General features: G+C 66.5%; 12 protein-coding genes. 6 read left to right on the top strand and 6 right to left on the bottom strand.

The genetic code is table 11. The features are described 5' to 3' along the window. Nucleotides 1-92: 92 nt before the first annotated feature. From VD964_RS01510 to VD964_RS01495, 4 genes are all read right to left on the bottom strand, one after another. Nucleotides 93-548 (bottom strand): hypothetical protein, encoded by a 456-nt coding sequence (locus VD964_RS01510; RefSeq protein ID WP_324864807.1) that lies wholly within the window; start codon nucleotides 546-548, stop codon nucleotides 93-95. A gap of 119 nt (nucleotides 549-667) precedes the next feature. Continuing rightward, nucleotides 668-1,021: a hypothetical protein gene (locus tag VD964_RS01505; RefSeq protein WP_324864805.1), complete on the bottom strand. Its 354-nt coding sequence runs from the start codon at nucleotides 1,019-1,021 to the stop codon at nucleotides 668-670. A gap of 120 nt (nucleotides 1,022-1,141) precedes the next feature. Continuing rightward, a complete protein-coding gene (locus tag VD964_RS01500; RefSeq protein WP_324864803.1) occupies nucleotides 1,142-2,767 on the bottom strand; it encodes an EAL domain-containing protein in 1,626 nt (541 codons plus the stop codon). A 447-nt stretch (nucleotides 2,768-3,214) separates the two neighbouring features. Next, nucleotides 3,215-5,272, bottom strand: a complete 2,058-nt coding sequence (locus tag VD964_RS01495; protein WP_324864801.1) for a putative bifunctional diguanylate cyclase/phosphodiesterase — start codon at nucleotides 5,270-5,272, stop codon at nucleotides 3,215-3,217. Nucleotides 5,273-5,926: 654 nt separating this feature from the next. On the opposite strand from VD964_RS01495, the gene VD964_RS01490 reads away from it, so the two are divergent. Next, complete coding sequence (locus VD964_RS01490; protein WP_149225819.1) at nucleotides 5,927-6,763, top strand: formate/nitrite transporter family protein; 837 nt, start codon at nucleotides 5,927-5,929, stop codon at nucleotides 6,761-6,763. A 71-nt stretch (nucleotides 6,764-6,834) separates the two neighbouring features. Next, nucleotides 6,835-8,559, top strand: a complete 1,725-nt coding sequence (locus VD964_RS01485) for a bifunctional protein-serine/threonine kinase/phosphatase (RefSeq protein ID WP_324864799.1) — start codon at nucleotides 6,835-6,837, stop codon at nucleotides 8,557-8,559. Nucleotides 8,560-8,598: 39 nt separating this feature from the next. Here VD964_RS01485 and VD964_RS01480 read toward each other — a convergent pair whose 3' ends face one another. Next, nucleotides 8,599-8,787: a zinc-finger domain-containing protein gene (locus VD964_RS01480; protein WP_149225818.1), complete on the bottom strand. Its 189-nt coding sequence runs from the start codon at nucleotides 8,785-8,787 to the stop codon at nucleotides 8,599-8,601. A gap of 179 nt (nucleotides 8,788-8,966) precedes the next feature. Here VD964_RS01480 and VD964_RS01475 point away from each other — a divergent pair, with 179 nt between their 5' ends. The 3 genes from VD964_RS01475 (at nucleotide 8,967) to VD964_RS01465 (ending at nucleotide 11,462) form a co-directional block, all read left to right on the top strand. Continuing rightward, nucleotides 8,967-9,965 carry an ABC transporter ATP-binding protein gene (locus tag VD964_RS01475; protein ID WP_324864793.1) on the top strand — a complete coding sequence of 333 codons (999 nt, stop codon included), beginning with the start codon at nucleotides 8,967-8,969 and terminating at the stop codon, nucleotides 9,963-9,965. A 4-nt stretch (nucleotides 9,966-9,969) separates the two neighbouring features. Next, nucleotides 9,970-10,947 (top strand): lysophospholipase, encoded by a 978-nt coding sequence (locus VD964_RS01470; RefSeq protein ID WP_324864791.1) that lies wholly within the window; start codon nucleotides 9,970-9,972, stop codon nucleotides 10,945-10,947. A 269-nt stretch (nucleotides 10,948-11,216) separates the two neighbouring features. Further along, entirely contained in the window at nucleotides 11,217-11,462 is a 246-nt protein-coding gene (locus VD964_RS01465) for a hypothetical protein (protein ID WP_324864789.1), read from the top strand. Between the two features lie 221 nt (nucleotides 11,463-11,683). On the opposite strand, the gene VD964_RS01460 is transcribed toward VD964_RS01465, so the two are convergent. Beyond that, on the bottom strand, nucleotides 11,684-15,004 hold the full coding sequence (locus tag VD964_RS01460) for a maltotransferase domain-containing protein (RefSeq protein ID WP_324864787.1): 3,321 nt from the start codon (nucleotides 15,002-15,004) through the stop codon (nucleotides 11,684-11,686). Between the two features lie 212 nt (nucleotides 15,005-15,216). Here VD964_RS01460 and VD964_RS01455 point away from each other — a divergent pair, with 212 nt between their 5' ends. After that, nucleotides 15,217-16,059, top strand: a complete 843-nt coding sequence (locus tag VD964_RS01455; protein WP_324864785.1) for a polyphosphate kinase — start codon at nucleotides 15,217-15,219, stop codon at nucleotides 16,057-16,059. Nucleotide 16,060 lies beyond the last annotated feature (1 nt).

The following is a 16,060-nucleotide window of genomic DNA, read 5'->3' as shown; positions in this document are numbered from 1 at the left end:
ACCTTAAAAGCTGCGCCCCCGCCCGTCAATCGACGGGCAGCGACCCCCAGCCACACCGGATGCGCAGCCCTGCCGACACCTCTGCCCGTCGACTACTTCGTGCGGCCGATCTTGCCGTTGCGGTAGGTCCAGGCGGCTTCACCGCCGCCTGCCGGCTGCGGCATCGAGACGGTCAGCATGTCGTTGTCGATGGTGACCTGGGCGGCGTCGCTGCAGGAGCCGAAGGGATAGGAGACCACCGGCTGCGGCCCGCCGACCTCGAGGATGCGGAAGCGGGTCGGGCAGTCCTTGGCGCCGGTGTCTGCCTGGAACAGGGCGATCCAGCGGTCTTTCAGGGAATAGGCGCCGACGAAGGACAGCATGTCGCTCTCCTTGTCCTCGAAGACCGGCTTGTCGTTGACCGAGACCTGCGTGTGCTTCGGCCCGATGTCGGTCATCGTCAGAATCGTGTTGCCGAGCGCCGCCATCAGGCGGGGCTCCGCCGCGCCGGCGGAGGTGGCGATCAGAAGGCTTCCCGCCACCGCGGCACACACACTAAGAACCCGCAAAGGCCGTCTCCCTGGCTGCTGCGCCCCGGCGGGGCGGCTGTCCGAACCGGGCGCACCATAATGCGGCACGCGCCCGGCCGGAAGCCGTCCTTTTTCGCCGGTGGAGGCCGGCCGCCCGATCAGCGGATGTTGACGCTGAAGCCGAATCCGGGGGCGACGGGTGCCGGCGCATAGATGACCGGCGGCGGCGGCGCATAGATCACCCGCGGCGGCGGGGGCGGAGCGTAGATGACCGGCGGCGGGGCATAATAGACGTCGCGCTCGCGCCAATGCCTGTGGTGATGGCGGGGACGATCCCAGCGGCGCCACTCCGGGCCGCCACGGCCGGGACCATACCATTCGCGGCCGTGATCGCCGCGCCCGCGCCAGCCGTCATGCGCTTCCGCTTGGCTGACGGTCACGCCCAGCATCGATCCGGCGACCAGAGCGCCCAGAACCACGGCTTTCAATCCAAACCCAAAACGGCCAGTCATTCCGGCGTCCTCCTGGTGTCGGGAAGCGGTTGTTCCCCTTTGATCGGATGAACGCGAAGGCCCCCGCTTTCATTCCACCTCTGCGAAAAAGATTTCTTCCTACGACCTTGGTCGGAGCGGTCAGACCCGGCTGTCGGCGAAGCCGGGGCGCGGGCGCGGCGGAGTGAACAGCCCAGGTGCCTGATACACGGGCTGGTCGGCGGGCCTGCCGAAGTGATAACCCTGGGCCAGTTCGAAGCCCCAGGCGTTGAGCTGCGCCGCCTGATCGGGGGTTTCCACCATCTCGGCGATCACCTGCACGCGGACTTCCCGGCACAGCCCCACCATGGCCCTCAGAATGGCGTCGTCGCGCGGACTGCCGCCCAGCCGCTTCACATAGCTGCCGTCGATCTTCACGAAATCGACCGGCAGCGCCTGGATATAGGGGAAGGAGGCGGCACCGGCGCCGAAATCGTCCAGACAGATGCGGTGCCCGGCGCGGCGCAGATCCTCCAGGATGCGGGCGGCGCGCGGCAGGTCGGTCAAGCCGGTCGACTCCGTCACCTCCACAAGCAGGCGGGACCGCAGCGCCGGATTGCGGGCGACCAGTTGCTGGAAGGCGACGACGAAGATGTCGCTGCCCAGCGACGCCGCCGACATGTTGACGGCGATCTGCAGGCCGGGATCGGCGGCCAGAACCTCCAGCGCCTTCTCGCAGACCAGCAGGTCGACGTCATGGACCATGCCCACCTGCTCGGCGAAGGCGATGGTCGGGCCGGGGGCGCCGTTGGGAAAACGGGCCAGCGCTTCGTAATGGTGCAGCCCGCGGGTGGCGAGCGAGACGATGGGCTGGAACTGCAGCTTCAGCCGGTCGTCGGTCAGGGTGGAGCGCAGGCTGGTCACCCGCGTCACCGTCTGGTCGACCAGCAGCTTCACCGCGTCATGCATGGTGGCGATGTCGAAGCCGGTGCCATCCTCGGCGAAGCTCTTCACCGTGAACATCAGCACGCGCCCGGCATCCTCCCGGCTGAGGCCGGGCGCCGCCATGTCGAGCGTCAGGTTCTCCGAAGCCACGGGCAGGCCGTCCGGCAGCAGGCCGGCTCCGGTCACCGCGATCTCGCTCGCCAGCGCGCCGGCCGATACGTCGCTGCCATGGACGAGGCCGAAGCGGTCCTCCCCCAGCCGGGTCGCCAGCGTGTCGTCGGCGGCGTGGACGCGCAGCAGCGCCCCCACCTCCCCCAGCAGGCGCAATGTCAATTCGGGTCCGAGCCGCGACTTCACCTCGCCGAAATCGGCGATCTTGATCAGCGTCAGCTTCGGCGGCGCGTTGCCGACATGGACGCCGAACCGCTCGCCCAACTGCGCCTGGAAGGCGTCGGGGTCGAGAAGCCCGGTCTCCGCATCGCGGGCCGGCTGCGTCGTGCTGCCGGCGCCGCTCTCCGACCGCGTGAGCGTCAGTTGCACGTTCGGGGAACGGCCCAGCCGGTAGCCGGACAGATTGGCTTGGACGCCGCCGGCAAGCTCGACGGCACGCGGCTGCAGCCGGCGGTTGGACCCGGCGGTGCGCAGCAGGCGCCGCACCAGCCCGCGGTCGCCGGCCGCCACCACCCGGTCGATGGGCTGGCCGATCAGCTCCGTGTCCGTGATGCCCAGAAGATTCTGCAAGGCCCCGGCGGCAAATCCGATGGTCCCGCGCGCATCCACCTCGATCAGCACGTCCGCGTTGGCGAACGCGAAGCCAAGGAAGCGTGCGACGTCCGATGTCATGGGGCCTCGACAGGGATCGCTGTGGGACAGGCGGTTTCCGACGCATCATATCGCCGGGAGCGAAATAATGTGTCTACTTAAGGTTCGCACCCTAAACGTAAAGGAAACCCTACCACTATCTAAATTTCGCGGAGCCTGTCACCGGAAGCGCGGATGTGTTGCGGCGGTCGGAACCAGCCGGATGGTCATTCTCGGCCGTAACCGCCGCAGTGGCGCTACAGGATGCACACAACTCAGAGCGATAATAAGTCTCTGGAATAAAAGGAACTTTTCGTCATCCCCGCGAAGGCGGGGATCCAGGAAGCTCCGCAATGAAGCGGCTGAAACGGCTGGATTCCCGCCTTCGCGGGAATGACGGCCAAGAAACGCTCATGATCAGAGCCGATGCCAAGCAGTTCAAACGCAGGGCTTCTCTCAGACAAGCGCCGCCCACAATCCGCCGGCGTCTCAGGCCGGAACCATGCTTTTGCCGAGGAAGGCTTCGAACTGGTCGACCGGCAGCGGCCGGCTGATCAGGAAGCCCTGGATGCGGGTGCAGCGCTGCTGGCGCAGCATGTCGGCCTGCTCCTGCGTCTCCACCCCTTCGGCGATGGTGTCGAAGCCCAGGCTTTCGGCGAGGTTCACGATGGTGCCGACGATGGCCGGATCGGTGGTGGACTTGACGATGTCGCGGACGAAGCTGCGGTCGATCTTCAGCGTGTCGATGGGGAAGCGCTTCAGATAGGCCAGCGAGGAATAGCCGGTGCCGAAATCGTCGATGGACAGGCGGACGCCGATGTCCTTCAGCCCGTTCAGGATGGTCACCGCCTTTTCGATGTCGCCGATCATGGCGCCCTCGGTCAGTTCCAGTTCCAGCCGGCCGGGCGGGATGCCGGCCGACTCCACCACGCTGCGGACGAAGCCCACGAGGCGGGCGTCCTGGAACTGGCGCGGCGACAGGTTGACCGAGACGGAGGGGATCGGCAGGTCGCGCCTTATCCAATCGGCCAGCCGGCGGCAGGATTCGATCAGCGTCCAGGCGCCGATTTCCCAGATCAGGCCGGTTTCCTCGGCCAGCGGGATGAACTCCGCCGGGCTGACCATGCCGCGGATCGGGTGGCGCCAGCGGATCAGCGCCTCCGCCCCGATGGTGCGGTTGCCGGCAAGGTCGATCTTCGGCTGGAAATGCAACTCGAACTCGCCGCCGCCGCTGGCGCGGCGCAGGTCGCTCTCCAGCCCCAGCGTGAAGCCCGACCGCTCGCGCATCCCGCCGTCATAGAAGACGTATTTGTGCTCCGGGTTGCGCTTGGCGTGATACATGGCGAGGTCGGCGTTGCGCAGAAGCTGGTCCGCCGTCTCGCCGTCGTCGGGATAGAAGGCGATGCCGATGGACGCACCGCAGAAAAGCTCCTGATTGTGGACGGCGAAGGGCTCGTCCATCGAATAGAGCACCTTTTCCACCAGCCGGGCGCCGGCAGAGCGGTCGGCGGCGTCGGGTGCGACGATCAGGAACTCGTCCCCGCCCAGCCGGCCGACGGTGTCGGTCATGCGGGTGCAGTTGCGCAGGCGCCGCGCCACCAGCTTCAGCAACTCGTCGCCGGCATGGTGGCCCAGCGTGTCGTTGACCTGCTTGAAGCGGTTGAGGTCGAGGAAGGCGACCGCGACCTTGCTCTTGCTGCGCTGGGCGCGGACGATCGCCTCCTCCAGCCGCTCGCAGACCAGCCAGCGGTTGGGCAGGTCGGTCAGCCGGTCGAAGCTGGCCTGATAGCGGATCTGGTGTTCCTGCGACTTGCGCTGGCTGATGTCGGCGATGGTGAGGACGTAATGTTCCAGCACGCCGTTCGGCGCCCGGACCGACGTCACCGACAGGGCGGCGGCGAAGGCGTCGCCGGAATGGCGGAAGCTGGTGACCTCCCCCTGCCAGCGGCCGGACTGGCGGGCGGTGGTCCAGATGGCGTCGATGAAGTCGCGCTCGTGCGAGCCGGGGGCGAAGAGGACCAGCGGCCGGCGCAGCAGTTCCTCCCGCTGGAAGCCGGTCATGATCTCGTAGGCCGGGTTGATCGCCTGGACGGTCAGTTCCGGATCGACGATCAGGATGCCGTCGGCGACGCTGTCGAACACGGTGGCGAGCAGCCGGATCTTCTCCTCGTGCTGCTTGCGTTCGGTGATGTCCTGAACGGTGCCTTCGTAATAGCGGATGCGGCCGTCGGTATCGCGCACGCAACGCGCGCTCTCCGAAATCCATATGATGGATCCGTCGCGGCGGAAGACGCGCGCCTCGAAACTGTGGACGCGGTCCTGGCGGGCCATCAGCTCGGCGAAGGCCTCCCGCTTGCCGGGATCGACGTAGAGCTGGCAGGCGATGTCGGTGAGGTTGGCGATCAGGTCTTCCGGCGACGCGTAGCCATAGATGTCGGCAAGCGCCGGATTGACCCGAAGGTATCGCCCGTCGACAGTGGTCTGATAAATGCCCTCGACGGCATTTTCGAAGATGCTGCGGTACTGCTCTTCCGTCTCGTGACTCATTGCACGCGCCTCATCCGACGCCAATCCCGAACCGCCTGGAAACAACATAAGCGTACAACTCAAACAACGATTGTGGAATCTCCACCTTTCCGCAATGCGGCAAAGTAGACGTCGGCCCGACAACGCCCGTCAAGCGTCATCGGTCATACTGTGGCATAGTACGAAGGGAAAATATAACAAAAAGGTAACCCATCCTGTCCAATGAGCGCGGGTCTTGCCGATGCAAGGAGGCAAGCCGTTGATCGGTAAAGATCATTTGTACTCACTATATTGAAAAACTGAAAGACTTGGTCCCGAGGAGGGGATGGCGCCCCCTGCCCTACGATCACAGTCATTCCTATGCGAATGGCTGATTTTTACTCACCACCGCACAGTGTTTGAGCAATCGCCACAGCCGGCGTCGGCATCGACAATCCACCCGGCTGTGGAAATCGCTCCATTTCCGCGCATTCGGCGGACTGGCATGCCCCGTGCAGGGTTGTCGGCGGCAAGCCAACGGCGGCTTGACCAGCGCGAGGCCAAAGGCTCGGCTCGCACCCAAAACCACACGCAACGCGTCTGCCATTCCCTGGCCCCCGCACCGGACCGGTGCCGCGCGGGCCGGACCCGACGCTGCTTGCCGTTCCTTCAGCACATGTTCCAAGGGGACTTGTCATGTCGTATTTGGTGCCCTCCGAGTTCGTCACCAAAATGGTGGATGCCGGCGAATCCAAGATTTTCATGTCCACCCGCGACACGGTCATCCGGGCCTTCATGGCGGGTGCGATCCTGGCGCTCGCAGCGGTCTTCGCCGTCACGGTCACGGTCCAGACGGGGTTCCCGATCATCGGCGCCATCCTGTTCCCGGTCGGCTTCTGCATGCTGTATCTGCTGGGCTTCGATCTGCTGACGGGCGTGTTCGTGCTGACGCCGCTGGCGCTGATCGACAAGCGGCCCGGCGTGACCGTCGGCGGCATCCTGCGCAACTGGGGGCTGGTCTTCCTCGGCAACTTCCTGGGCGCGCTGACGGTGGCGGTGATGATGTCGATCGTCTTCACCTACGGCTTCTCCACCCCGCCGGACAAGGTCGGCTCGGTCATCTCGCACATCGGGGAGAACCGGACGCTGGGCTACGCGCAGTATGGCGCCGCCGGCATGCTGACCATCTTCCTGCGCGGCGTGCTGTGCAACTGGATGGTCTCCACCGGCGTGGTGGGGGCGATGATCTCCACCTCCGTCAGCGGCAAGGTGATCGCCATGTGGATGCCGATCATGCTGTTCTTCGGCATGACCTTCGAGCATTCGGTGGTGAACATGTTCCTGTTCCCGTCGGCGATGCTGATGGGCGGCAACTTCTCGGTCATGGACTACATGATCTGGAACGAGCTGCCGACGGTGCTCGGCAATCTCGTCGGCGGGCTGGCCTTCACCGGCCTGACGCTCTACGCCACCCATGTCCGCACCGCGCCGAAGCGCCGCCTTCAGCAGACCGGTCTGCAGCCGGCCGAGTAAGGCCCCTCTTCCAGCTTTTGAAACGACCCCGGTCCGGTTCGGGCCGGGGTTTTCGTGACGGGGCCGGCATCGTGAAAGAGTTGCGAATCTCCATCGGCCAATGGTCCGACAAGGGGCGGAAGAACGCCAACCAGGACTTTCACGGCGCCTTGATCCCGGTGGCGCCGCTGTTGGGAATGAAGGGCATCGCCGTTGCGCTGGCCGACGGCATCAGCAGCAGCCCGGTCAGCCACATCGCCAGCGAATCCGCGGTGAAGAGTTTCCTGACCGACTATTACTGCACGCCGGAAAGCTGGTCGGTGAAGACGGCGGGGCAGCGCGTGCTGACCGCGACCAACTCCTGGCTTCACGCCCAGAACCGGCGCAGCGAATACCGCTACGATCAGGACCGCGGCTATGCCTGCACGCTGAGCGCGCTCGTGCTGAAATCGGCCACGGCGCACCTGTTCCATGTCGGCGATTCCCGCATCTACCGCATCGCCGGCCGGTCGCTGGAACAGTTGACCACCGATCACCGGGTGGCCGTCTCGTCGGAGGTCAGCTATCTCGGCCGGGCGATGGGCGTGGCGCCGCATCTGGAGATCGACTACCGCGAGGTGGCGGTGGAGCCGGGAGACGTCTTCCTGCTGGCGACCGACGGCGTCTACGAGCATATCGATGCCGATTTTTTAATCAGCACGATCGCCGAAAACCCGGACGATCTGGACCGGGCGGCGCGACTCGCGGTCGAGGAGGCGCTGCGGCGCGGCAGTCCGGACAACCTGACGATCCAGATCCTGCGCATCGATGCCGTGCCCGATCCGGATGCCGGCGACCTGTTCCACCGCCTGTCCGACCTTCCGCTGCCGCCCCTGCTGGAGCCGCGGGCGGAGTTCGAGGGGTACCGGATCCTGCGGGAGTTGCACGCCAGCAGCCGCAGCCACGTCTATCTGGCCCAGGATGGGGAGCGCGGCCCGGCGGTGGTGCTGAAGGTCCCGGCCATCGACCGGCGCGACGACCGCGCGCACCTGCGCCGCTTCCTGATGGAGGAATGGATCGCCCGGCGGGTGAACAGCCCCCATGTCCTGAAGCCGCCGCCGCAAAGCCGTCCGCGCCGTCACCTTTATATCGCGACCGAGTATATCGAGGGGCAGACGCTGACCCAGTGGATGCGCGACCATCCCAGCCCCGACCTGCCCACCGTGCGCGCCATCGTCGAGCAGATCGGCAAGGGGCTGCAGGCCTTCCACCGGCTGGAGATGCTGCACCAGGACCTGCGGCCCGACAACGTGATGATCGACCGCACCGGAACCGTGAAGATCGTCGATTTCGGCTCCGTTCTGGTGCCCGGCATCCTGGAGACCATGCCCGATGCCGACCGCGGCGAAATCCTGGGCACCGTGCAGTACACGGCGCCGGAATATTTCCTGGGGGAAGGCGGGACGCCCGCGTCGGATCTCTATGCGCTGGGGGTGATCGCCTACCAGATGCTGACCGGCCGCCTGCCCTATGGCGGCGATGCGGCGACGGCCACCACGCGGGCGCGCCAGCGCAAGCTCGTCTACCGCACCGCCCTGCACGACGAGCGGGACATTCCCGTATGGCTGGACGGGGTGCTGCGCAAGGCGGTCCATCCGGACCCGGCCAAGCGCCATCAGGAATTGTCGGAGTTCCTGTTCGACCTGCGCCACCCGCGCAAGCATGGCCAGGGCGCACGGCACCGGCCGCTAATCGACCGCAACCCGCTGGCCTTCTGGCAGGGGCTGTCGGCGCTGCTGGCGCTTGCCGTGCTGGTCCTGTTGGCCGGCCGCCCGTAACCGGGGCGGCCCGGCCGAAGGCCAGTTAATGCCCTTGGGTCAATGACCGTGGGCGACCTTGGCGCCTTCCTTCAGCTTGTAGATGCGCGAGCAGTAGGGGCATTCCACCTGCCCTTCGCGATCCAGCGTCAGGTAGACCAGCGGATGGCCCAGCGCGCCGCCGCCGCCGTCGCACCCGACGGTCGAGGTTTCAACAAGGATCGTCTCGGTCGGCTGCATGGCAGTCATCCTCTGTTTTGACAGGCGCGCCGGTTCACGCCATCGTGGACACGCCCGCTGTCCGGGCCCCCGTTCAGGGTTCCGCGCGCGCGGGCCGGATGATACCCATCGCGCGCCGCGGATCAACGGGGGAAACCACCGGATCGCCGGGCTTTTTCGCCAACCGCAATCATCATGGTTCAGGATCAATGGCCGCGCCCACCGATACCCCCACGCCCGTCTCGCTCCCGGCCAACGCGGTGGAGCTGCGCGGCCTGACCAAGATCTACCAGCCGACCGGCAAGGCCGGGCCGAAGCATGCGCTGAAGGGCATCGACCTCGCCATTCCGCGCGGATCGCTGTTCGGGCTGCTCGGCCCCAACGGCGCCGGCAAGTCGACGATGATCAACATCCTCGCCGGGCTGGTGAACAAGACCGGCGGCACCGCCAGCATCTGGGGCCACGAGGTGTCGGAGCAGCCGCGCCGCGCCCGCGCCTCCATCGGCGTGGTGCCGCAGGAGCTGAACATGGATCCCTTCTTCACCCCGCGCGAAATGCTGGAGCTTCAGGCCGGCCTCTACGGCGTGCCGAAGAAGGAGCGCCGGACGGAGGAACTGCTGGACGCCGTCGGGCTGGCCGACAAGGCCGATGCCCATGCCCGCTCCCTGTCCGGTGGCATGAAGCGCCGGCTGATGGTGGCGAAGGCGATGGTGCACACCCCGCCGGTGCTGATCCTGGACGAGCCGACCGCCGGCGTCGACGTGGAGCTGCGCCGCCAACTCTGGGACTATGTGCGCACGCTGAACAAGTCCGGCACCACCGTGCTGCTGACCACCCACTACCTTCAGGAGGCGGAGGAGTTGTGCGACACCATCGCCATCATCAACCATGGGCAGGTGGTGGCCTGCGAACCGAAGCGGACCCTGCTGCGCCGTGTCGACAACAAGGCGCTGTGCCTGACGCTGGAGCGCGACCTGTCCGCCGCCCCGCCCTCGCTGGAAGGCTACACGGTTGAGTTGCCGGAGCCGCGGCGGATGGTCGTCCGCTACCAGCCCAGCCGGCAGCGCGCGGGCGCCATCCTGTCGGCGCTGGCCGCATCGGGCATCGGGATCATCGATGTCACGACCGAGGAATCGGATCTGGAGGATATATTCCTCCAACTGACGGGTGGTGCACACGGCAACACAGGGGTAGTCCATGCGGCGTAGCGGATTGGCGGCTGTTCTCGGGTTGGGACTTCTGCTTGGCGGCTGTGCCGCGAATTTCCAGCCGATGGGGACGGCCGTCGTCCAGCCGCAGTTGAATGACAAGGTGCTAATCGCCGCCGACGGCTTCGAGTTGCCGATGCGGTCCTGGCTTCCGGCCGGGGGCCACGTGCGGGCCGCCGTGGTGGCCCTGCACGGCTACAACGACTATTCCAACGCCTTCGACGGCGCCGGCCGCGAATTCGCCACGGCCGGCATCGCCACCTACGCCTACGACCAGCGCGGCTTCGGCGCCACCCGCGACCGCGGCGTGTGGGCCGGCACGCCGACCCTGGTCAGCGACGCCGGCACCGCGGTGGAGATGGTGCGCAAGCGCCATCCCGGCGTGCCGGTCTACCTGATGGGCGAAAGCATGGGTGGAGCTGTGGTGCTCACATCCATGACCGGTCCCACCCCGCCCAAGGTCGACGGCACCATCCTTGTGGCTCCCGCGGTCTGGGGCCGGCAGGCGATGGGCTTCTTCCCGCGCGCCGCCCTGTGGGTCACCTACAATCTGGTGCCCGGCATGGTGGTGCACCCGCCGCGCGACATGAACATCAAGCCCTCCGACAACATCGAGATGCTGCGGGCGCTGGGCCGCGACCCGCTGGTCATCAAGGGCTCGCGCGTCGATGCGCTGGAGGGGCTGACCGACCTGATGGGGGCCGCGCTCGACGCCTGCCAGCAGTTGCAGACGCCGTCGCTGGTACTCTACGGCGCGCATGAGGAGGTGCTGCCGACGCGGCCGGTGGAGCGTGCGCTGAAGGACTTCGAGGCCGGCGGCCGGCACGTCGTCGCGGTCTATCCCGACGGCTATCACATGCTGCTGCGCGACCTGAAGGGCGGGCTGGTGGTGAACGACATCGTCGCCTGGATCGGCAACCCGAAGATGCCGCTGGCGAGCGGCGCCGACCGCGCCCCGCGGGCTCTGCTTGCCGCCAAGTGAGAGGCTGTGGGACAAAGCTGCGACATGGTGACATGCTCCGATAGAATGTTCGGGCAATCGGCCGTCGCCACCATGCCTAGGCACCTCGGTCAGCGCATTGGAAACGCTAATATTATCTGATCCGCCTATCCGAAGGATGCCCCGGCACCATTCGGCTTTGCAGCCAAAGGTATAGTACCCGTTAGGACCAAAGCAACTCTGCCCCTTCCGGCGGTTGAGGGATAAGGTACCGCGCAGGCGGACACCGAATGTCCCCGTTGGGAGGAACCATGCACAGCGTCGAATCCCAGGTTACCCCGTCCGGTGCGGCCCGCGCCGGCGCCACGACGACTGCCCAGACGACCATGACTTCTACCCTGGATGTTCAGGTTATCGCCGACCGTTACGGTTGGACGACGCCAATGGCGCGCTGGTGGATGGCCTTCGCCGCCTCTTCCGTGGGCCACAAGCCGGACACCATGATCGCCTTCCTCGACAAGACCGTTGGCGGCGTGACGATGATCCGCCGCCGCTGATCGGTGGGTGGAGCGAACTGGAAAGAACGGCCCTTCGGGGCCGTTTTTTGTTGAAGGTCTTGCGGCGGTTGCCCCCTCCCCATCCCTCCCCCGCCCTCGGCCGGCCGTAGGCCGGTCCGATCGCGGGAGAGGGGGTAGGAGCTTTGCGGGAGAGTTGCGGCAGTCCCCTCTCCCGCGCAAGCGGGGGAGGGTTAGGGAGGGGGCAACCGCCGCCAGAACCCTCACACCCCCGGCGGCACGATCCGCCAGATCGCCGCGGGGTTGCGGTGGGGGTCCAGCCAGACATGCTGGAACTTGCCGATCCAAGTGAAGCGGTGGCCGCTGAACAGATCCTCCACCTGGACATGGGCGCCGTCGGGCAGGCCCAGTTCCCACAGCGGCACCTCGATGGTCCCGCCATGGCCGTTGTGGGGGTCGAGGTTCACCGCGATCAGGATCACATTGTCCTTGGCCGCCGTCATCTTGCCGTAGAGCAGGATGTTGTCGTCGAAGGCGTTGTAGAAGCGCAGGTTGGTGAACTGCTGCAGCGCCGGGTTCTCGCGGCGGATGCGGTTGATGGCGGTGACGTAGTCGCGGATGTTGCCGGGCTGGTTCCAATCCCAGTGGCGGACCTCGTACTTCTCTGAATGGTTGTATTCCTCCTTGCCGGGATAGGCTTCCGCCTCGCACAGCAGGTAGGGACCGTACAGGCCGTAGACGCCGGCCAGCGTCGCCGCCAGCACCGCCCGCATCATGTGCGCCGGCCGCCCGCCCTGCGTCAGGATCTTCGGCAGGATGTCGGGGGTGTTGGCGAAGAAGTTGGGGCGCATGTACTCCTTCGATTCACCCTGCGTCAGTTCGGTCAGATACTCGGTCAGTTCCGGCTTGGTGTTGCGCCAGGTGAAGTAGCTGTAGGATTGGGTGAAGCCGACCTTGGCCAATCGCTTCATCAGCTTCGGACGGGTGAAGGCCTCGGCCAGGAACAAGGCGTCGGGATAGCGGTCCTGCACCTCGCGGATCATCCATTCCCAGAAGGGGAAGGGCTTGGTGTGCGGGTTGTCGACGCGGAAGATGCGCACACCCTCCTTGCACCACATCAGAACCACGTCGCGCAGCGCGTACCACAGGTCCGGGTAGGACTGGCGGTAGAAGCTGACATTGACGATGTCCTGGTACTTCTTCGGCGGATTCTCGGCGTAGCGGATGGTGCCGTCCGGCCGCCAGTAGAACCAGTGCGGATGTTCCTTCACCCAGGGATGGTCGGGGGAGCATTGGACTGCGAAATCCAGCGCGATCTCGATGCCGTGCCGCTTGGCCTCGCGCACCAACCGGCGGAAGCCGTCGAAATCGCCGATCATCGGGTCGATGGCGTCGTGCCCGCCCTCCTCCGCGCCGATGGCATAGGGCACGCCGGGATCGTCGGGGCCGGGGTTCAGCGTGTTGTTCCTGCCCTTGCGGAAGGCACGGCCGATGGGGTGGATCGGCGGGAAATACAGCACGTCGAATCCCATGTCGCGCACCATGGGCAGCAGGTTCACCACGTCGTCGAACGTGCCGGGACGCGACGGATCGGGCGAGGCTGACCGCGGGAAGATCTCGAACCATGCCGAATAGGCGCCGGCAGTGCGGTCGACATAGACCTCCAGCTCGCGCACATAGCGGGACTTGTACTGCCGCTCGCCATAGAGCGCCATGACCCGGCGCGGCTCGTCCGACAGTGCGTAGTCGATGGCCTCGCGGCCGGCCAGCGACTGCATCCGCTCGATGACCGCCTCAAGCGCGGCGCGCCCGTCACCATGGTTCAGGTCCAGCGCCTGCTCGACGAAGCGGCGGCCCTCCACCAGTTCCAGGTCGACGACCATGCCGGCATCGACCTTCTTCTTGAAGTCGGCGCGCCAGCTTTCCCAGACGTCGCGCCAGGCTTCGATGCTGTAGGTGTAGCGGGCGTTGCGGGTCAGCGGCACCCGGCCGACCCAGCGGTCGTTCTCGTGGAAGCGCATCGGCGCTTCGCTCCACTCGTCATCGCCATCCGCCTTGTACATGACGGAGGCGGCGAGGACGAAGGTGCCGTCGGTGTAGATGTCGGCCCACACCTCCATCAGGTCGCCGACCGCCCGCTTTATGGGGAAGCGGCCGCCGTCCAGCTCCGGATAGACGTTCTCAATGGTCATGCGGCCGGCCGCGATGGAATCCATCCACTCCCGCTCCTCCACGTCGTGGAGTTCGACCGGGTGGCTGCGGGCGGCGCGGGCACGGAAGACGCGCAGTTCCATCGGGCGCAGCATCATCGGCGCGCCGGGTTCCATCGGCAGCGGATCGGCCTCCGGCGTCACATCCTCGAACGCCTCATAGGTGCCGCCGGTGGCGGCCAGGATCGGGCCGACGTCCAGCGTGTGCGGCCGGTTCTCGTCCGGATTCAGCACCAGGATGGCGCAGCCGTCGGGCTGGTCGAGCGCGGCGCCGTCCACCTGCCGGATCAGCCCGAGCACCGGGCTGTGGGGGGAGGTCACGCGGCGCTGCGGACCTTCGACGTTCAGGGCGGGGGTTGCGGCCTTCATCGCATTGACGGCACCGATGAAGCCGGTCAGGTCCAGCTTCGGCTGTTCCCAGTCGGCGGGGCTGCTGCGCACCACGTCCAGCTTGCGGGTGAAGCCGTATTCATAGCCGACCGGCATCAACACGCCGGTGGAGAAGCTGGCGGCGAACAGGTAATGCATCTTCAACTGGGCGGCGAGCCGCACCGCGTCCTGGCTGCCGACCTCCGCCGCCAGTCGGTCGGTGTCGTGGCTTTCCGGGAAGGCGATGGACGGCGCGATCCAGCGGAACTCGTCATACTGGTCCAGCAGCCAGTCTGCCTTGAAGTCCCACCATTTGGCGCTGTTGAACAGGAAATCGAAGCCGGCACCGCACAGCTCGCGCACCTGTTCCACCGTGCAGCCCAGCGTCTCGGCGAAGAACTTCACCTCCGGATTTACGGCGTGGGCGGCGTCGATCAGGCTCTTCCACACCTCGGCCGGGACCTGATAGGCGGCGTCGCAGCGGAAGCCCTTCACGCCCAGCCCGATGTAATGTCGCAGATAGTCGGACCAGTAGCCGATCAGCCCGGCGCGCGAGTCCGCCCGGTCGTAATCCAGCGAGGCGAGGTCGCCCCACACCGTGACATGCGCCGTGTTGTTGGGATCGACTGCGCCCGGGCGATGCAGGTCGCCATCCGCGCCGCGCTTGTACCAGTCGGGGTGGCGGTCGACCAGCAGCGCATCGCGGGAGGTATGGTTGATGACGAAGTCCATCATCACCGACTGGCCGTGCGCCCCGGCATCGGCCGTAAAGCGGCGCAGCAGCTCGTCGTCGCTTTCGTGCGATCCGCCGCGGAGCGCGTCGTGCAGCCGGTAGGGGTCCTTGACGGCATAAAGGCTGCCGGAGAATCCCGGCTGGTGGATCGGGTTCAGGAAGATCCAGTCGAATCCCATCCCCTGGATCCGCGGCAGGTGCCCGGCCCAATCGCGCACGGGACCAGCCAGGGTCGGAAACAGGTTGTAGATGCGCGGTCCGGCGATGCTCATGGAACCCCCTTACTTGGCCTGCTTCTCCGTTGACAGCCCGCCGGTCCCGTTGTGGGATCAACCGTACGGGTTGTACTCCTCTCCCCAGCGGAGGCACCCGGACCGGCGCCACGGCCGGCACATGCCCCCGCCGGACAACCCGGCGGGGCGGTGAAGGTTCCGCCCGCCGCGCGCGACACACCAACCGAACCCACCAGAACAGGATGCCCCGCATGGCCGAGAAGCCCGGCAAGGTCGCGAAGATCCGCCTCGGTAAACTGGACCAGAACACGACGAGGTACGACAGCGCGGAAGAATACGACCGCCGACTCGGCAAGCTGCAGAAGGAACTGCTGCGCATCCAGCAGACCTATTGGCATGAAAAGCGTCGGGCCATCGTGGTCTTCGAAGGCTGGGATGCCGCCGGCAAGGGCGGGGCAATTCGCCGCATGACCGAGCCGCTCGACCCACGCGGCTTCCATGTCTGGCCGATCTCCGCCCCGACGGCGGACGAGCAGAGCAAGCACTATCTCTATCGCTTCTGGACCAAGCTGCCGGGCGCCGGCACCTTCGCCATCTTCGACCGGTCCTGGTACGGCCGCGTCCTGGTGGAGCGGGTGGAGAAGTTCGCGACCAAGGACCAGTGGCGGCGCGCCTATGACGAGATCAACGAGTTCGAACGGCTGCTGACCGACGACGGCGTGCGCATCGTCAAGCTGTTCCTGCACATCACCCCGGAAGAACAGTTGGAGCGCTTCCGCGAGCGGATGAAGAACCCCTACAAGCGCTGGAAGCTGACGGAGGAGGATCTGCGCAACCGCGCCAAATGGGACGACTACGTCAAGGCGGCGGAGGCGATGTTCGACCGCACCTCCCCCCCCCACGCGCCCTGGCATGCGGTGGAGGCGAACTCCAAATGGCATGCCCGCATCAAGGTGCTCGAGACGGTCACCGCCGCCCTGAAGGAGGGCGTCAACATCGCCCCGCCCCCGGTCGACAGCAACGTCGCCAGGATGGCCGCGGAGGTCCTGGGCATCCACCCCGACCTTGCGGGCGTGGACGGGCAGAACGGGTAGG

The organism is Azospirillum sp. (assembly GCF_035628975.1).
Classification (GTDB): Bacteria; Pseudomonadota; Alphaproteobacteria; order Azospirillales; family Azospirillaceae; genus Azospirillum.
Note: the sequence above shows the minus strand (reverse complement) of the source record. Positions and strands in the feature narration are given on the sequence as shown.